Annotated in this window: 16 protein-coding genes and 1 pseudogene; 8 read left to right on the top strand and 9 right to left on the bottom strand. The window is 64.1% G+C overall.

Annotated elements, in window-relative coordinates; translation table 11 throughout:
* Positions 1 to 29: 29 nt before the first annotated feature.
* Complete coding sequence (locus IVB12_RS19285) at positions 30 to 3,521, bottom strand: indolepyruvate ferredoxin oxidoreductase family protein (RefSeq protein ID WP_247301134.1); 3,492 nt, start codon at positions 3,519 to 3,521, stop codon at positions 30 to 32.
* A 281-nt stretch (positions 3,522 to 3,802) separates the two neighbouring features.
* Between IVB12_RS19285 and IVB12_RS19290 the strand changes: the two genes are divergently transcribed.
* Positions 3,803 to 5,029: a c-type cytochrome gene (locus IVB12_RS19290; RefSeq protein WP_247301135.1), complete on the top strand. Its 1,227-nt coding sequence runs from the start codon at positions 3,803 to 3,805 to the stop codon at positions 5,027 to 5,029.
* Between the two features lie 66 nt (positions 5,030 to 5,095).
* Here the strand turns inward: IVB12_RS19290 and IVB12_RS19295 are convergent, their stop codons facing one another.
* Positions 5,096 to 5,740: a trimeric intracellular cation channel family protein gene (locus tag IVB12_RS19295; protein ID WP_247301144.1), complete on the bottom strand. Its 645-nt coding sequence runs from the start codon at positions 5,738 to 5,740 to the stop codon at positions 5,096 to 5,098.
* Between the two features lie 157 nt (positions 5,741 to 5,897).
* Between IVB12_RS19295 and IVB12_RS19300 the strand changes: the two genes are divergently transcribed.
* Entirely contained in the window at positions 5,898 to 6,287 is a 390-nt protein-coding gene (locus IVB12_RS19300; RefSeq protein ID WP_247276212.1) for a hypothetical protein, read from the top strand.
* Between the two features lie 189 nt (positions 6,288 to 6,476).
* Here the strand turns inward: IVB12_RS19300 and IVB12_RS19305 are convergent, their stop codons facing one another.
* The 3 genes from IVB12_RS19305 to IVB12_RS19315 form a co-directional block, all read right to left on the bottom strand.
* On the bottom strand, positions 6,477 to 7,286 hold the full coding sequence (locus IVB12_RS19305; protein ID WP_247301136.1) for an isocitrate lyase/phosphoenolpyruvate mutase family protein: 810 nt from the start codon (positions 7,284 to 7,286) through the stop codon (positions 6,477 to 6,479).
* 114 nt (positions 7,287 to 7,400) lie between these two features.
* Positions 7,401 to 7,751 (bottom strand): antibiotic biosynthesis monooxygenase, encoded by a 351-nt coding sequence (locus tag IVB12_RS19310; RefSeq protein ID WP_028151163.1) that lies wholly within the window; start codon positions 7,749 to 7,751, stop codon positions 7,401 to 7,403.
* 28 nt (positions 7,752 to 7,779) lie between these two features.
* Positions 7,780 to 8,088 carry an NIPSNAP family protein gene (locus IVB12_RS19315; RefSeq protein ID WP_247301137.1) on the bottom strand — a complete coding sequence of 103 codons (309 nt, stop codon included), beginning with the start codon at positions 8,086 to 8,088 and terminating at the stop codon, positions 7,780 to 7,782.
* Between the two features lie 255 nt (positions 8,089 to 8,343).
* Between IVB12_RS19315 and IVB12_RS19320 the strand changes: the two genes are divergently transcribed.
* The 3 genes from IVB12_RS19320 (at position 8,344) to IVB12_RS19330 (ending at position 10,688) form a co-directional block, all read left to right on the top strand.
* Entirely contained in the window at positions 8,344 to 9,042 is a 699-nt protein-coding gene (locus tag IVB12_RS19320; protein WP_247276208.1) for a winged helix-turn-helix domain-containing protein, read from the top strand.
* Positions 9,043 to 9,239: 197 nt separating this feature from the next.
* Positions 9,240 to 10,247 (top strand): alpha/beta hydrolase, encoded by a 1,008-nt coding sequence (locus tag IVB12_RS19325; RefSeq protein WP_247301138.1) that lies wholly within the window; start codon positions 9,240 to 9,242, stop codon positions 10,245 to 10,247.
* 189 nt (positions 10,248 to 10,436) lie between these two features.
* Entirely contained in the window at positions 10,437 to 10,688 is a 252-nt protein-coding gene (locus tag IVB12_RS19330) for a hypothetical protein (RefSeq protein ID WP_247301139.1), read from the top strand.
* Between the two features lie 148 nt (positions 10,689 to 10,836).
* On the opposite strand, the gene IVB12_RS19335 is transcribed toward IVB12_RS19330, so the two are convergent.
* The gene (locus tag IVB12_RS19335) at positions 10,837 to 11,121 is read right to left on the bottom strand and encodes a twin-arginine translocation signal domain-containing protein (RefSeq protein ID WP_247301140.1); all 285 of its coding nucleotides are present in this window, start codon (positions 11,119 to 11,121) and stop codon (positions 10,837 to 10,839) included.
* Between the two features lie 119 nt (positions 11,122 to 11,240).
* Positions 11,241 to 11,555, bottom strand: a complete 315-nt coding sequence (locus tag IVB12_RS19340) for a hypothetical protein (protein ID WP_247301141.1) — start codon at positions 11,553 to 11,555, stop codon at positions 11,241 to 11,243.
* Between the two features lie 129 nt (positions 11,556 to 11,684).
* Here IVB12_RS19340 and IVB12_RS19345 point away from each other — a divergent pair, with 129 nt between their 5' ends.
* Both IVB12_RS19345 and IVB12_RS19350 read left to right on the top strand, forming a co-directional pair.
* Positions 11,685 to 12,338 (top strand): glutathione S-transferase family protein, encoded by a 654-nt coding sequence (locus tag IVB12_RS19345; RefSeq protein ID WP_247301142.1) that lies wholly within the window; start codon positions 11,685 to 11,687, stop codon positions 12,336 to 12,338.
* 94 nt (positions 12,339 to 12,432) lie between these two features.
* On the top strand, positions 12,433 to 12,585 hold the full coding sequence (locus IVB12_RS19350; protein WP_247276202.1) for a hypothetical protein: 153 nt from the start codon (positions 12,433 to 12,435) through the stop codon (positions 12,583 to 12,585).
* 19 nt (positions 12,586 to 12,604) lie between these two features.
* Here IVB12_RS19350 and IVB12_RS19355 read toward each other — a convergent pair whose 3' ends face one another.
* Together IVB12_RS19355 and IVB12_RS19360 are read right to left on the bottom strand one after the other, a co-directional pair.
* Entirely contained in the window at positions 12,605 to 12,952 is a 348-nt protein-coding gene (locus IVB12_RS19355) for a hypothetical protein (RefSeq protein WP_247276201.1), read from the bottom strand.
* A 98-nt stretch (positions 12,953 to 13,050) separates the two neighbouring features.
* Entirely contained in the window at positions 13,051 to 14,583 is a 1,533-nt protein-coding gene (locus IVB12_RS19360; RefSeq protein WP_247276200.1) for an acyl-CoA carboxylase subunit beta, read from the bottom strand.
* 428 nt (positions 14,584 to 15,011) lie between these two features.
* Here IVB12_RS19360 and IVB12_RS19365 point away from each other — a divergent pair.
* Positions 15,012 to 16,008: pseudogene (locus IVB12_RS19365) on the top strand (dienelactone hydrolase family protein).
* The last annotated feature ends 347 nt before the right edge of the window (positions 16,009 to 16,355 follow it).

Genomic DNA, 16,355 nt, shown 5'->3' on the forward strand with positions numbered 1-16,355 from the left:
CAAAGAGGAAAATCGCAGGTCTAGGAGACCTACTCCGCCGCGATCTGCCTTGGCGCGGGCGGCGGGTTGGCGAGGTCAGCGGCGAGCTGGGCGTAGCGGGCCTTGGCGTCGTTTACGGCCTTCTCCTTCACCGGGCCATAGCCGCGAATGCGGTCGGGCAGCGACAGCAGCTCCACGGCGGTGTCATGCGTGACCGGCGACAGCAGGCCGAGCACGGTTGAAACGTCCTTCTCGTAGCCGGCGATCAGGTCGCGCTCGAGCTTGCGGTCGGCGCTGCGGCCGAAAATGTCGAACGGCGTGCCGCGCAGGAATTTGAATTTGGCCAGCACGCGGAAGACGTTCAGCATCCACGGGCCGAAGGCGCGCTTCTTCGGACGGCCGAGCGCATCAACGCCGCGGCTGAGGATCGGCGGCGCCAGATTGAAGTTGAACTTGAACTCGCCCTCGAACTGATCGCGGAGCTGCTGCTCGAAGGCGCCGTCGGTGTAGAGGCGCGCGACTTCGTATTCGTCCTTGTAGGCCAACAACTTGGCGTAGTTCACCGCGACGGCGCGCGGTAGCGCTTCGCCATAGCCGCCCTTCACCGCAACCTCGCGGACCTGGTCGACCAGCTTGCGATAACGTTTTGCCAGGCGAGCATTCTGATAGGCGGTGAGGTGCTTGGCGCGATGCTCGATGATCTCGTCCAACGTCATCGCCTCCAGCGTCTTGGGTACAACGACCTCGTCCGTCCCCTTCAGCATGTCGGCGAGGCGCTTGGGATCGGCGACCGCGAGGCGGCCGAGGCGGAAGGCCTCCTTGTTCATCTTGATCGAGACGCCGTTGACCTCGATGGCCTGCTCGATCGACGCCGCCGACAGCGGGAACAGCCCCTTCTGATAGGCATAGCCCATCATCATCATGTTGGTGGCGATAGCGTCGCCGAGCAGCTGCTCGGCCGGCTTGGTGAAATCGAAGAACACGGAATCCTTGTGCAGCGCCGTCTCCAGCACCGCATTGAGCTTGCGGGTCTGGAAATTGAAGTCGCGGTTGAGGACGAAATCGGCGGTCGGGATGACGTGGCTGTTGATGATGCCGCGGGTGCGGCTGGAGTCGCAGAGCGAGATCGTGTCCTTGGCAACCGCGACCACCTCGTCGGCTGCGAGCACAAGATCGGCCGTTCCGGTGACGATGCGCGAGCAGGTGACCTCGGCCGGATGATCGGACAGGCGGACGTGGCTGAGCACCGCCCCGCCCTTCTGCGCGAGACCCGACATGTCGAGGATCATCGAGGCCTTGCCCTCGATATGGGCGGCCATGCCGAGCAGCGCGCCGATGGTGAGCACACCGGTGCCGCCGACACCGCCGACTGCGATGTTGTACGGCTTGTCGAGGCTCGGGCGTGAGGCCGGCTCCGGAAGCTCGCCGATCTCGCTGAGCTCCGCCGGCGCGCGATGGCGCGGCGCACCGCCGTCGATCGTGACGAAGGACGGACAGAAACCCTTCAGGCAGGAATAGTCCTTGTTGCAGGAGGACTGGTTGATAGCCCGCTTGCGGCCGAACTCGGTCTCGAGCGGCTCGACCGAGATGCAGTTCGACTGCACCGAGCAGTCGCCGCAGCCCTCGCAGACCGCCGGGTTGATCATGACGCGGCGCGGCGGGTCTTCCATCAAGCCGCGCTTGCGCCGGCGACGCTTCTCGGCCGCGCAGGTCTGCACGAACACGATCGCAGACGTGCCCTTGTATTCGCGGCACATTTTCATGACATTGTCGAGCTCGTCGCGGTGATACTTCTTCACGCCTGGCGCGATGGTGTCGGCCGGGTAAGCATCGGGGTTTTCCGAGACCAGATAGAGCTCGCGGATGCCTTCGGCGTAAAGCTGCTGGGTGATCTGCTGCGGCGAGAGATCGCCGTCATGGCGCTGACCGCCGGTCATGGCAACGGCGTCGTTGTAGAGGATCTTGTAGGTGATGTTCGCCTTGGAGGCGATCGCCTGGCGGATGGCGAGAATGCCCGAATGGAAATAGGTGCCGTCACCGAGATTCGCGAAGATGTGGTTCTCCTTGGTGAAAGGCGCAATGCCGACCCAGGGCACGCCCTCCCCGCCCATATGCGTAAACGTTTCGGTCGAGCGGTCCATCCACAGCGCCATGAAGTGACAGCCGATGCCGGCCATGGCGCGGCTGCCTTCGGGGACTTTCGTGGATGTGTTGTGGGGACAGCCTGAGCAGAAATACGGGGTACGGGAGATGGGCGCGACCGCCTGCATCTGCGTGGCCTGGCGGCCGTTGAACCAGTCGGCCTTGACGCGGAGCATCTCCGCAATTTCAGGGTTGAGATTAAGTCGAAGCAGCCGCTCGGTTAACGAGGTCGCAAGCGAGGCGACGCTGAGCTCGGCGGCGAAGGTCAAAAAGCGCTTGTCGTGCTCGTCCATCTTGCCGACGATGCGTGGGCGGACGTCGTCACGCCAGTTGAACAACTCCTGCTTGACCTGGTTCTCGACGATCTCGCGCCGTTCCTCGACGATGAAGATTTCTTCGAGCCCCACAGCGAACTGCCGTACGCTCTCCGGCTCCAGCGGCCATGGCATGCCGATCTTGTAAAGGCGAAGGCCGATCTTCGCGGCGACCTCCTCGGTGATCCCGAGCTCGCGCAGCGCCTGGCGCACATCCTCATAGCTCTTGCCGGATGCCATGATGCCGAAGCGGGCATTCGGCGAATCCATGGTGACGCGGTTCACCTTGTTGGCGCGCGCAAAGGCGATCGCGGCAAAGCCCTTGTAGTCCTGGAGGCGACGATCCTGCTCGAAGCGGTCGTCGGGCCAGCGCAGATTGAGGCCGCCGGGCGGCAGCTCGAAATCGGAGGGGATGATAAAGGGCTTCATCTCGTCGGTGAGGTCGATCTCGGCCGTGGTCTCCACCGTCTCCGTGATCACCTTCATGCCGACCCAGCAGCCGGAGTAGCGCGACATCGCGATGCCGAGCAGACCCATCTCGATCATCTCGTGGATGCTCGAGGGATAGAGATACGGCATCAGCGCCGAGATGAAGGCATGGTCGGACTGATGCGGGACGGTGGAGGATTTTGCGCCATGGTCGTCGCCGGCAAGACAGAGCACGCCGCCGTTCTTGGCCGAGCCGGCGGCATTGCCGTGGCGGAAGACGTCACCGCAACGGTCGACGCCGGGGCCCTTGCCGTACCAGATGCCGACCACGCCATCATATTGGGCGCCGGGCGAGAGGTTGAGCTGCTGCGAGCCCCATACGGCGGTCGCCGCGAGATCCTCGTTCACGCCGGGCTGAAACTTGATGTTGTACTGTTCGAGATGCTTCCGTGCGGCGAAGAGCTGCTGGTCATAGCCGCCGAGCGGGGAGCCGCGATAGCCGGAGATGAAGCCCGCGGTGTTGAGGCCGTTGGCGCGGTCGCGCCGGATCTGGGCCATGGGCAGGCGCACCAGCGCCTGAATGCCCGTGGTGAAAACGTGTCCGGTTTGCTGGGTGTATTTCTGATCGAGACTGATCGGACCCTGGTTGATGCCCATGCTGTCCTCTTCCGCCCTTCTTGGCCTTTGGCCACTTAAGCCGTTGCCTGCCCGTCATTTTTAGCTAGGGCGCGCCGACCATCTCCGCCACTCTATGTCGGAAATTTCACGCTCCGCATCACAAATCTGGAGCAAAGGGAGCGCCGGGTAAAAATCGCAATTTCGTGGCCTGAAACACGCTGGGCATTTTCAATTTGTGTCACCATACCCCCGCCGTCGCGAAATGACGTGAGGCCCCTATACTGCGGGACGACGTCGATTGGTCGCAGGAGAGGCTTTCGATGCGGACGATTCTGGCTGGCTCGGCTCTCGCGGGTTTGGCGTTGTGCAGTGCAGTTGGAGGCGCAGCCCGCGCCGCCGAGCCCTCGCCGGAGCTGATCGCCTACGGCAAGATGCTGGTCGAGGCCGGCAACTGCGCGGGCTGCCACACCGCCGATCCGGCAAAGCCGTTCGCGGGCGGAAAGCGCATCGATACGCCCTTCGGTGCGATCTACGCGCCAAACCTGACGCCAGACCGCGACTTCGGGATCGGCGCCTGGACCGATGCCGACTTCACGCGCGCCTTGCGCTATGGCCTCGCGCCTGACGGTTCGAACTACTACCCGGCTTTTCCCTATCCCTATTTCACGCGGATGACGAAGGACGACACGCTGGCGATCCGGGCCTATCTGGGAACGCTGGCGCCGGTCGCCAACCGCAACAAGCCGCCGGAGCTGCGCTGGCCATTCGGTTATCGCGGGCTGATGCGGGTCTGGAACTATCTGTACTTTAAGCCTGGCCTGTTCGAGCCGGACCAGAGCCAGAGCGCCGCGTGGAACAGAGGCGGCTATCTCGTCACCGGTCTCGGCCATTGCGGCGCCTGCCACACGCCGAAGAACTATTTTGGCGCGGACAAGCAAGCGCAGGCGCTGTCCGGCAACGAGGTCGGCGGCTGGTATGCCCCAAGGCTCGACGGCGCCGCGCGCACCGGGCTGAAGTCGTGGAGCGCCGACGATATCACCGAATATCTGCAAAGCGGCCGCAACGCCAAAAGCCATGCCGGCGGGCCGATGGCGGAGGTGATCGTCAACTCGACCTCGAAGATGAGCGATGCCGACGTGCGTGCGATCGCGGTCTACCTGAAGAGCCTGCCGCCGGCGCGGCGCGAGACCATCGTGACGCCGGCTGACATTGCCGAGATGAAGGCCGGCCAGGCGGTCTACGCAAAGCTCTGTGTCGCCTGCCACGAGGCCGACGGCACAGGCAGCCCACGGATATATCCGCCGCTGCCCGGCAACGCTCTGCTGCAATCGGTCAATCCGTCCTCCACCTTGCGCATCATCCTCGATGGCGCCCACACCGTGACGACGCCGCGTGCGCCCAACACCGCCGAGATGCCGGCCTATGCCAAGCAATTGTCCGACGACGAGATCGCGGCAGTGACGAACTACATCCGCAATTCCTGGGGCAATGCGGGCCCGATGGTGACGTCGGCGCAGGTGGCAAAGGCCAGGAAGGAAGAGCCGTAGGTCCGGGCCGTCGCCCTCTCTCCGTCATTGGCGAGCAATCCAAGTCTTCGAGGCGAAGAAAGCGCGCTATTTCTTTTCATCCCCTGTGAACACGAATTTCGGCATCTCCCATCTGTAGCGGACCGCGAGCAGACGGAAGCTGAGGCCGAGCACGAAGGTCAGGATCGTCCAGAGCTCGGCATTGAGATTGAGACCGAAGGCTGTGGCGTAGAACAGCCCGGTCACGACCGAGACGCTGGCGTAGAGCTCGGATCGGAACAGGAGCGGCACGTCGTTGCAGAGCACGTCGCGCAGCACGCCGCCGGCGCAGCCCGTCACCATGCCCGAGACGATCACGATCGGCAGCGAGGCATCCATCTGCCAGCCGACATTGCAGCCGATCATGGTGAAGACGACGAGGCCGATCGCATCGAGAACGATGAATGCGAGGTGCAGCCGATGCACCAGCCGCGCGATCAGGATCGTCAGCAGCGCTGCCCCGCCCGGCAGCGCGAGGTAGATCGGGTTGGCGACCCACACCAAAGGATAGTGACCGAGAAACAGGTCGCGCAGCGTGCCACCGCCAAGCGCGGTCACGCCGGCGAGAAGACAAACGCCGACATAGTCCATGCTCCGTCGACCGGCGGCCAGCGCGGCCGTCATGCCCTCCGCCGTCAAGGCGACCAACGCCAGAACATGCAGGACGCCGTCCGTCGGCAGCAGGCTCCACATGGATTTGTTTTCCTTCTGTGGAACCTGGTCCACGGTTCCCATGGACAGGTTCCTGATTCCCGTGGCCGGAGCAACATGCGACGAAAGCATAAAGCGCCGGGAACGGAATCTCGCATCCATGGGTTGTCCCGCGGCAATAACCCGAGGAGACCAATCGATGGCTGACGACCGTTTTCCCAACGATCCGTACCGCCCGAACCTCGCCGACGATGAGTATCTTCGCGCGGCGCGCCGGGATGCCGACCTTCAGGCCGATCCGGAGCTTGGCGAAGGCCCCGCCTCCAGCGGCAAGGTTGCGCTGTTCGCCGTCGCGATTGCGCTGGTGCTCGGTGCCGTGTTCTACGGCCTGAACAATACCAGCACGACCAACCAGGCCAGCAACGCGCCGACGTCGCAGACCGCGCAGACGCAGCCGACCAATCCGACCGCGCCTCCCGGCATGCGCGACGTAACGCCGCGCAACAACACCGGGCCGGGCGTGACCACGGGTGCGGCACCGAGCAAGCCGGCGCCCGATACGCAGACGCCGTCTGACGGCGCGAAGTAAAAGTAACACGATAGCTGTCGTCGCCCGACTGACCGGGCGGCCCAGCACTCCGAGACGGTCGTGGCTAAAATCGAGAAGCCTCGGCGTAGCGGATCCCCGTCCCGTGCGCAATTGCGCACTAGGCGGGGCATGACAGCGAGAGGCTACGAAAGCGGCGGGACCCAAAAGGTCCGCCGCTTTTCCTTTGGCTCAGCTGAACATCTTGTTCAGCTCGCCGCCGGAATAGCCGTTGCCGAGCTCGGTGAAGGTCCCCTGCTCCGCCATTTCCTTGGCCGCGCGCATGAAACCGCCCCAGGCGGCGCGGGCGAGCGAGCCGCCGACGCTGATGCGACGCACGCCGAGATCGGCCGCCTGCTGCAACGACAGGCCGGAGCCACCGATCAGGAGATTGAACGGTTTTGGATGCACCGCCTTCACCACCGCCGCAATGTCCTCGCGGCTCTTCAGGCCCGGCGCATAAAGGCAATCGGCGCCGGCGTCCGCGTAGGCGGTGAGCCGGTCGATGATCAGCTTGAGATCGGTCACGCCCCACAGATAAGCCTCGCAGCGGCCGACCAGCAGCGTGCCGCTGTCGCCGATCGCCTCGCGCGAGGCCTTGATCCGCTCGACCGCGAGCGCGCGGTCGTAGAGCGGCTTGGCCTTGTCGCCGGTGGAATCCTCGATCGACAGGCCGGCAACGCCGGTGCGGACACAGCGCTCGACATTGTCCGCGACCTTGTCCGGCTCGACGGCAAAGCCGCCCTCGAAATCCGCATTCACGGGAATGTCGACGGCGGAGCTCAATGCTGCCAGATGCTGACAGACCTCCTCGACGCTGACGTGATTATCGGCCTTGCCGATGGTCCAGGCAAAGCCCGCGCTCGATGACGCAATCGCCTTGAAACCGAGATGCTGCAACGCCTTGGCGCTGCCGACGTCGACTGGGTTGGGCAGGATGAAGCAGCCGCTCTCGTGCATCTTCCTGAACGTCGCGCGCTTGTCAGCGGTTGTCACGTGCATGTTTCTCTCCCTTATTGGCCGCGAAGACATAGGCGCGCATTCAGGGCAGCGCTAGTGCGCGCCCGGGCAGCGCTAGTGCGCGCCGGGCAGCGCAAGGGCGCGCCCGGGGCAGCGCTAATGTGCGTCGTGCACGGCGCGGCTGTCCTTCGGCGCCTGCTCGCGATCATTCATGCCGTAGTCACGGATGACGCTGGCGATGCGCAAATGATAATCGGCGAAGATCTTCGCCCTGCCCTTGGCCTGGGTACGGCGATGCTCCATCGTGTTGCGCCAGGCTTGCACGGCCGCCTCATCCCGCCAGAACGATACCGACAGGATCTTGCCCTTCTCGGTGAGGCTCTCGAAGCGCTCGACGGAGATGAAGCCGTCGATGGTTTGCAGGATCGGCTTCAGATCGGCCGCGAGGTCGAAATAGTCCTGGCGGTGTTCCGGCTTCGGCCAGACTTCGAAGATCACAGCGATCATGGGCGTCTCCTGCTAACGATGTCGTGGCCTACAATACCACCTTGCGCAGGAAGGTGCGCTCTTCCGCGAGGATAAACTTGTTCTCCTCGGCGAAATGGAAGTTCGCCATGCCTTCGGCGTCCTGCCGCAGCCGCGCCCGATAGGCTTCATAGGCGGCCAGGCTCTCGAAGGTGATCAGCGCGAAGGCGATGTTGTTGGTGCCCTCATGCGGCATGAAATAGCCGATCAGCTCGCCGCCGCATTTCGGGATGATGGTGAGCCAGCGTTTCGAATATTCCTCGAATTGGGCGCGCTTGAATGGATCAAGCTGGTAGCGGATGAAGACGGTGATGGACATGGTGGGCTCCTGTGTTTCCGTCGTTTTGCGAGCGCAGCGATCACCAAAGTCAGCCCCTCACCCTGAGGAGCCGCGTGCGCGGCGTCTCGAAGGGCGAGGCCACCAGCCGGGCCTTCCTCCTTCGAGACGCGCGCAAAGGCGCGCTCCTCAGGATGAGGGTCAAGTAGTGACGATCGCTTCGCCGTCGTTCGCAATGACGACTTGGTGAAAACCTACCTCCTTGCCGGACGTTGATGCTTCGGCTACCATCGAAGCATGAAATCAGGTCCTGACATCGCCATGGTCGCCTCCCTGGTCGGCGATCCCGCGCGCGCCAACATGCTCACCGCGCTGATGAACGGCCGTGCGCTGACCGCGAGCGAATTGGCGCAGGAGGCCGGCATCACGCCGCAGACTGCGAGCTCGCACCTGTCGAAGCTCGAGGCCGGCGGCCTCGTCGAGCCGGAGAAGCAGGGCAGGCATCGCTACTACCGCCTCACCGATGACGACGTCGCCGGCGTGCTCGAGGGCCTGGCGGGGCTTGCCGCGCGGACCGGCCACATGCGCGTGCGCACCGGGCCGAAGGATCCGGCGTTGCGGCGCGCGCGGATCTGCTACGACCATCTCGCCGGCGATCTCGGCGTGCAGATGCTCGACACCATGCGCGCGCGGCAGCTGGTCAGGCAGAAGAAGCAGGAGATCGAGCTGACGGCGGAGGGCGAGCGCTTCCTCGCCAAGCATTTGCAGATCTCGCCCGACATGCTGACCCATCCGCGCCGCCCGGTGTGCAAGGCCTGTCTCGACTGGAGCGAGCGGCGGCATCATCTCGCCGGCACACTGGGGGCGGCCATGATGCAGCGCTTCGCCGAACTCAAATGGGCCGCACGCGACGCCACGCCCGGAAGCCGCGTTGTGAATTTCACCCGCACCGGCGAGAAACAGTTCGCTGCGCTGTTCGGGAATGGCAAGGACTGATCACGCAAGCTGCGTGACGGCACACAATGCCGTGTGAACTCCCATTGTTGTCGTGGCCGGGCTTGACCCGGCCATCCATCACTTTATGCGCATTGTCGTTCCGGGGCGATGCGGAGCAGCGAACTCGGAACCTCGAGATTCCGGGTTTCGCGTCGTCGACGTGCCCTGGAATGACGGCTCCAAACACGAGACCCCCAATGAACCGCTTCCTCCGGGCCGCGCTCTGCGCCGCCCTCCTCGCATTCCCGCTCACATCCGCCCGCGCCGACACCGCGCCGCGCGAGCCCTACGGCGTCGCGCTCGAAGGCTTTGCCTATCCCTATCCCGTGCACCTTTTGCCGCTCGTCAATGACGGCGAGCAGCTCAGCATGGCCTATATGGACGTGTCTGCCGCGCAACCGAACGGCCGCACCGTGGTGCTGCTGCACGGGCGTAATTTCCCGTCGAGCTACTGGGCCCCCGTGATCAAGATGCTGAGCGAGGCGGGTTATCGCGTCGTCGTGCCGGACCAGGTCGGCTTCGGCAAATCCTCCAAGCCGCAGGGTGAACTCCATTTCGACACGCTGACGCGCAACACGATTGCGCTGCTCGATCATCTCAAGATCGACAGGGCCGAGATCGTCGCTCATTCGCTCGGCGGCATGCTCGGTGTGCGCATCGCCCGCGCCTATCCCGACCGCATCGCCCATCTGGTGCTGACCGCGCCGATCGGACTGGAGGACTACCGCCTCTACGTGCCGCCGACGCCGACCGAGAAGATGATCGAGACCGAGGACAAGCTCACGGCGGACGGCTATCGCAAGCAGCTCCAGACCAACTATTCGATCAAGCTGCCGCCGGAGGCGATCACCCCGTTCATCGATGCCCGTTTCAACATCAAGGGCAGCCCCGATTATCCGCGCTGGCTGCGTGCCTTCGTCAGCTCCGGCCAGATGATCTATCGCGAGCCGGTGGCACACGAGATCCCGCTCATCACACTGCCCACGCTGTTTGTAATGGGCGCCGACGATCACAACGCGCCGGGACGAGTGAGCGCGCCGGAGGCGCTGCGCGCCAAGATGGGGCAGAATGCCGAACTCGCGAAAGTGCTCGCCGCAAAGATGCCGAATGCGCGGGCCGAGGTGATCCCGGACAGCGGCCATCTCGTCTTCCTGGAGGCGCCGGAGAAGTATCGGGAGCTGGTGCTGGAGTTTCTTGGCCGCTAGCGCCGTCGCCATCGCGTGAAGCGGCATGCGGAGCAATGTTCATGCCGCATTCAGGTCATGATTGGCAGGCTTGGATCGCGACGTGTCGGCACGCCCCCGATTTAACGTGTCGAATCGTGTCTGTTGATTCATTGTTCGCCGCAAGCGCCATCCCCTAAGCCTCTCCCGAAGGACCAGAAGGAAGATCAAATGAAATACCTGTTCGCCGCCGCCATGCTCGCCAGCGCGGTCGTCGGTTTCAGCGAAGCGGCCAGCGCCGCCGGCGGCTGCGGCCCCGGCTGGTATCGTGGCCCCTATGGCGGCTGCCGTCCGATGCGCGGGGCAGTCGTTGTGCGCCCCGCGCCCGTAGTGGTCGCCCCGGCGCCGGTCGTCGTGGTGCCCCGCGCACGCGCGTGCCCCTATGGCTTCCGCTGGTACGCCGGCCGCTGCCGTCCGTTCTGATCCTTTCGCATTGCAAAATGGCCGCGCGGGACCGCCTGCGCGGCCAATTTCGTTTTGGCGCTAGTCGACGGTCTCCCTTGAGCGCCTCCCGAATCGAGACGGGGACCGCCAGCGGCGATCCCCGGTCCAATTCGCGGTTGCCGCGGGCTTACCAATAACGGCGGCGGTGCCAGCGCCGGCGACGCCAACCCCAATGGCGGTGGCGCCAGCCCCAATGCCGGCCGCGCCCACGCCAGTGCACCTGCTCAGGCTTCACCTGCCCGGCTTCTTCGCTGGTGGTGACTGCGGGATGAGCGTCGGAGTGACCTTGCGGCATGCGGGTGGGATCAGTGAGCGGCTGCGGTGACAGCGGCGCGGCCTGCGCGGTCGCAGCGAAGGCGGCGGCTCCCGCCGTCACCCCCAGTGCAAGTTTCAAAAAATTTCGGCGCTCCATGGCTTCTTCCTCTTGGATCATCGTGCCCGTGATGCCGAGGAAGTGTCGCGGTGACGACATGAACCGAAGCTGAATCATGCGTTCAGTTTCGATGAGAAGCGGACGGTATCGCCTGTCGCCTACGTCGCGAACTCCTGCGCCAGCACCAGCGTCTCGCGCGTGCGCGTCACTTCGGGCCAGTCCCGGTTGAAGTCGGCCGTCAGGCGCTTCAGCGCATTACCTTTCAGCATCGCCGCGAGCTTCGCCTCGTCATCGAACTGATACATGGCCTGATGCAGCGAGGGATCGTCCAGGCTCCAGAACCGCCAGGCCTTGGCTACGCCGAACGCCCTCACCGCATCGGGCAGATGTTCCGTCTCGTACCATCTGTCGAAGGCGGCGCGCTTGCTCGCGTCGGTGACGGTGGCGCGGACGACGAAGAACGCTGATGGCATCGGGTTTCCTCCCATTGTTTGAGCGAAGACTAGCCGCTTCACTCGCCGGCGACAAAAACAGTTGTCACCGGTGTCGGAATGCGTGCCCTTTGCTCGTCCTTGGTCTGAGCCAAGACACGGAGAGACGACATGGCCGACCTCACGCTGACCACCTTCGACTGGGTTCCCGAGATGCCCAGGGGTTTCGTACGCGATCTCCGTGTGCGCTGGGCGCTCGAAGAAGCCGCTTTGCCCTATCGCGTCGCGAGCGTGCCGTTCGAGGACCGCGGCGCCGCACATCTCGCGCACCAGCCCTTCGGCCAGGTGCCGTGGCTGACCGATGACGACCTCTCGATCTTCGAGAGCGGCGCGATCCTGCTGCATCTCGGCGAGCGCAGCGACAAGCTGATGCCATCGGATCCGCGCTGCCGCAGCGAGGCGACGAAATGGGTGTTCGCCGCGCTCAATTCGGTGGAGATGGCGAGCCTGCCCTGGGCGATGCTGAACTTCATGGGCAATGCGGACGGCACGCCAGCATGGAAATTCCTGGACGGGTTCCTTACGGTTCGTCTCAAGCATCTCGAACCGGTGCTGGCCCGCCGCGAATGGTTGGCGGGGTCCTTCTCCGTCGCCGACATCCTGATGTCGGACGTGCTGCGCCCCGTCGACCGCTTCGAGGGACTTGCGAGCTACCCAGCCTGCCGCGCTTACCTCGCCCGGGCCACGGCCCGCCCGGCCTTCCTCAAAGCCCGCGCGGACCAGATGGCGCATTTCGCCGCGGGGGATGCGGCCCGCCGAGCGTGACCTGCCGCACATCATTAACCCGGTGGTAAGCGTACGCTCATAGCCATCGGAACGAAGCAATTTGCCTCAAATTATTCGAGGCGAAAGGTGACCCATGGCCCGTATCGCGTATCTCAAAGAACAGATTGCCCGCGCCGAGCGCTTGGCAAAGGCGATCCTCGACCAGCAAACCGCGGAACGCCTTCAGGCCTTCGCAGCCGAATGCCGCGCGGAGTTGCAGGTGCTGACGCTCAGGACTGCGGCGTAGGGGCGTGCGACGCGTCGCGTCACACCAGCTTCAGCGGCGTATCGGCAACGACGCGAAGATCGATGCTTCCGATCAGCGCCGAACGACGCGCCTCCGCAGCACTGATGGCCTCGTCCGTCTGCCGCAACGTGCTGACGTTCGAGCCGAGCGAGACGATCCCACCCAACACCAGAGCGATCGATCCGAGCGCGGCGGTCTGGCCTAATCCCAACAGACCGAGGATCGTGACGAGCAGCAGCGCGGTCCCGCCGCCGATGGCGATCTTGGACGCCAGAATGTATTTCCGGCACCGCTCGGCTATCTCGGCGAGCGCTTCGATCCGCGCCTCGATATCGGAGATCTCATCGATCGGATCGTCTTCGGTCATGCGAATTCAGAAGAAGTTGGTGGGCCGCATCAGCGAAGCGACATGCTGGGCTTAGGCAAAGACCCGGATGTCGCTGCGCTCATCCGGGCTGCGTGCCCTCACAACGGCAAATTGTCGTGCTTCTTCGCCGGCATTTCCGTCTTCTTGTCCTTCAGCATCGCCAGCGCCCGGGCGATCCGCTTTCTTGTCGAATGCGGCATGATGACGTCGTCGATGTAGCCGCGCTCGGCGGCGATGAACGGCGATAAGAACCGGTCTTCGTATTCCTTGGTTCGCGCCGCGATCTTGTCGGGGTCGCCGATGTCACTGCGGAAGATGATCTCGACCGCGCCCTTGGCGCCCATCACCGCGATCTGGGCGGTCGGCCAGGCGTAGTTCATGTCGGCGCCGATCTCCTTGGAGGCCATGACGTCGAAGGCACCACCATAGGCCTTGCGGGTGATGATGGTCACCAGCGGCACGGTGCATTGCGAATAGGCGAACAGCAGCTTGGCGCCGTGCTTGATCAGGCCGCCATATTCCTGCGCGGTGCCCGGTAGGAAGCCCGGCACGTCGACGAAGGTGACAATCGGGATGTTGAAGGCGTCGCAGAAACGGACGAAGCGCGCGGCCTTCCGGGACGCATCGCTGTCGAGCACGCCGGCCAGCACCATCGGCTGGTTGGCGACGAACCCGACGGTGCGGCCCGCGATGCGGCCAAAGCCTGTGACGATGTTCTTGGCGAACGCCTCCGCGATCTCGAAGAAATCGCCCTCGTCGACGACCTTGAGGATCAGCTCCTTCATGTCGTAGGGCTTGTTCGGATTGTCGGGGATCAGCGTATCCAGCGACATGTCGATGCGGCCGATGTCGTCGAAGCTCGGCCATTCCGGCACGCCGTCGGTGTTGTTGGATGGCAGGAAGTCGATCAGACGGCGCATCTGGAGCAGCGTCTCGACGTCGTTCTCGAAGGCGCCATCCGCGATCGAGGAGCGCGTGGCGTGCACCGAGGCGCCGCCGAGCTCTTCGGCCGTGACGACCTCGTTCGTTACCGTCTTCACGACGTCGGGGCCGGTGACGAACATGTAGCTGGTGTTCTTCACCATGAAGATGAAGTCGGTCATCGCGGGTGAATAGACGTCGCCGCCGGCGCAGGGGCCCATGATGACGGAGATCTGCGGGATCACGCCCGAGGCGAGCACATTGCGGCGGAACACGTAGGAATAGCCGGCCAGCGCGGCGACGCCCTCCTGGATACGGGCGCCGCCGGCGTCATAGAGGCCGATGATCGGCGCTCGCGCCTTCATCGCCATGTCCTGCAGCTTCGTGATCTTCAGCGCGTGCGTCTCGGACAGCGAGCCGCCGAACACGGTGAAATCCTTGGCGAAGACGAAGGTCTTGCGGCCATTGACGGTGCCCCACCCGGTGACGACGCCATCGCCCGGGATCTTGTTCTTCTCCATGCCGAACTCGGTGGAGCGATGCTCGACGAACATGTCGAATTCCTCGAACGATCCCTTGTCGAGCAGGAGCTCGATGCGCTCGCGCGCGGTCAGCTTGCCGCGGGCGTGCTGCGCCTCGATGCGCTTCTCCCCGCCGCCGAGCTTGGCACCGGCACGACGATCTTCAAGGGCGTCCAGGATGTGTTTCATTTGCTCCCGCCAGTTCTTAAGCCTTAAGCGATGCCGGGGTTCTAACACGGCATTTTGCGGCCCGGAAAGCGCCTTTCGGCGCCGCAGGGCTGCCCTGCCGCAGCGTGAAAGCGCAAGGAATTACAAAGTTTTGCCTGGGAGGCGAGCATGGTCAGGGGCATCGCCAGGACAGGCCGGGTTCGGCTTCGCCCCTCTCGGCGGGAGCGCCCGATCCTGGCCGTCGCCCGCAAATTGCCGTCCAACCCGGTTGACCAGGCCAGCCGATTCAGGCTTGCTCCGAACCCACGATCAGGCGCCAATGTTGAGTGAGCCGAGTTGGTACGGCGGCGGTCCTCATGTCTGGCGCAAGCATCACGCAATGTCCACGACGATCGTTCCAGCGCGCGAGCCTGTTGTTGCACCCGATCAAAATCACGAGAGGAGATCCGATGCCGAGGGCATTCCGCGTTGCTGTGGCGCTCTTTATATCGACTCTGTTCGCGGGCATTGGCGCCAACGCACAATCGCTTCCGAAAGAGGTCGCCACCCGCGCCGAGATTTATCCAATCCCCTCGCTCACCCTCTCCGACCAGCAACTCCTCAGTGGTGATGCGGCGGCCGGCAAGCCGGTGACGGTCGCGGGCGAACTGCGCGTCGCGCAAGGGACCGGAAAACTCCCCGTCGTGGTGCTGATGCACGGCTCGAGCGGCGTCGGCGCCACCACGGAAGCCTGGGTGCACGCGTTCAACGCTATGGGCATCTCCACCTTCGTGGTCGACGGCTTTACAGGGCGCGGCCTGACGCTGGTTGGGCCGAACCAGGCCTTGCTGGGCCGGCTCAATTTGATCGTGGACATCTACCGGTCGCTGGAGATTTTAGCGAAGCATCCCCGCGTCGATCCTGACCGCATCGTGCTGATGGGCTTTTCACGCGGCGGACAGGCGACGCTCTATGCGAGCCTCGAGCGCTTCAACAAGCTGTGGAATAAGTCAGGCATCCAGTTCGCGGCCTAATATCCCGTTCTATCCGGATTGCTCGACGACCTATGTTGGCGATAGCGAAGTCGTCGCGCGACCGATCCGCATCTTCCACGGCGCGCCCGACGACTACAATCCCGTGAAAAGCTGCAGGGCTTTCGTCGAGCGGCTCAAGGCGGTCGGGCGCGACGTGGTGCTGACCGAATATCGTGACAGTGCACATGGGTTCGACAGCGGCCTGCTCGGCCTCAACACCGTCACTGTGTCCGCCAACGCGCAAACCGTGCGCAACTGCCATATCAAGGAAGGTGACGGCGGCGTGTTGATGAACGGCGATACCAACGCGCCCTTCTCCTACAAGGACGCCTGTGTCGAGCTCAACCCGCATGTCGGCGGCAATCCGAAGACAGCCGCCGAAGCGCGCAAGGCCGTGGAGGAGTTTTTGCAGGTGCTGTTCAAATTGGGGTGAGACTGTTTGCTCCGCCCCAGCTCTCGTAGGGTGGCCAAAGCGGAGCGTGCCCACCAATCACAGTCATGAGACGAAGGTGGGCACGGCGCTGCGCGCCTTTGCCCACCCTTGTATTAGCCTGATCGGTTATGTTGAGCCGTTCCGTGAGGAATGGCCCAGCCCGGGTGGCCGCCCGAGCTGGGTCGCCGTTCGATCGGATCGGTGCCCACCGAAGCCTTGAGGGCTGTCTGGCATAGCAAGATCGCGACCGGCACTTCATCGGGACCCGAATGGTTGAACGAACTTTAGGTTCGCATAACAAGGGAGGGATCGACGAAGATGGCCAAGCATAGCACGGTCTGTGCCGG

Origin of the sequence: Bradyrhizobium sp. 179 (assembly GCF_023073535.1) — a bacterium.
GTDB lineage: Bacteria > Pseudomonadota > Alphaproteobacteria > Rhizobiales > Xanthobacteraceae > Bradyrhizobium.

What these genes read in the sequence shown, in the direction of transcription:
- IVB12_RS19345 (WP_247301142.1), top strand. Translation starts at nt 11,685, where the DNA reads ATGGCCGACCTCACGCTGACCACCTTCGACTGGGTTCCCGAGATGCCC.
- IVB12_RS19335 (WP_247301140.1), bottom strand. Translation starts at nt 11,121, where the DNA reads ATGGAGCGCCGAAATTTTTTGAAACTTGCACTGGGGGTGACGGCGGGA.
- IVB12_RS19360 (WP_247276200.1), bottom strand. Translation starts at nt 14,583, where the DNA reads ATGAAACACATCCTGGACGCCCTTGAAGATCGTCGTGCCGGTGCCAAG.
- IVB12_RS19300 (WP_247276212.1), top strand. Translation starts at nt 5,898, where the DNA reads ATGGCTGACGACCGTTTTCCCAACGATCCGTACCGCCCGAACCTCGCC.
- IVB12_RS19290 (WP_247301135.1), top strand. Translation starts at nt 3,803, where the DNA reads ATGCGGACGATTCTGGCTGGCTCGGCTCTCGCGGGTTTGGCGTTGTGC.
- IVB12_RS19355 (WP_247276201.1), bottom strand. Translation starts at nt 12,952, where the DNA reads ATGACCGAAGACGATCCGATCGATGAGATCTCCGATATCGAGGCGCGG.
- IVB12_RS19315 (WP_247301137.1), bottom strand. Translation starts at nt 8,088, where the DNA reads ATGTCCATCACCGTCTTCATCCGCTACCAGCTTGATCCATTCAAGCGC.
- IVB12_RS19350 (WP_247276202.1), top strand. Translation starts at nt 12,433, where the DNA reads ATGGCCCGTATCGCGTATCTCAAAGAACAGATTGCCCGCGCCGAGCGC.
- IVB12_RS19340 (WP_247301141.1), bottom strand. Translation starts at nt 11,555, where the DNA reads ATGCCATCAGCGTTCTTCGTCGTCCGCGCCACCGTCACCGACGCGAGC.
- IVB12_RS19310 (WP_028151163.1), bottom strand. Translation starts at nt 7,751, where the DNA reads ATGATCGCTGTGATCTTCGAAGTCTGGCCGAAGCCGGAACACCGCCAG.
- IVB12_RS19325 (WP_247301138.1), top strand. Translation starts at nt 9,240, where the DNA reads ATGAACCGCTTCCTCCGGGCCGCGCTCTGCGCCGCCCTCCTCGCATTC.
- IVB12_RS19295 (WP_247301144.1), bottom strand. Translation starts at nt 5,740, where the DNA reads ATGTGGAGCCTGCTGCCGACGGACGGCGTCCTGCATGTTCTGGCGTTG.
- IVB12_RS19285 (WP_247301134.1), bottom strand. Translation starts at nt 3,521, where the DNA reads ATGGGCATCAACCAGGGTCCGATCAGTCTCGATCAGAAATACACCCAG.
- IVB12_RS19305 (WP_247301136.1), bottom strand. Translation starts at nt 7,286, where the DNA reads ATGCACGTGACAACCGCTGACAAGCGCGCGACGTTCAGGAAGATGCAC.
- IVB12_RS19320 (WP_247276208.1), top strand. Translation starts at nt 8,344, where the DNA reads ATGAAATCAGGTCCTGACATCGCCATGGTCGCCTCCCTGGTCGGCGAT.
- IVB12_RS19330 (WP_247301139.1), top strand. Translation starts at nt 10,437, where the DNA reads ATGAAATACCTGTTCGCCGCCGCCATGCTCGCCAGCGCGGTCGTCGGT.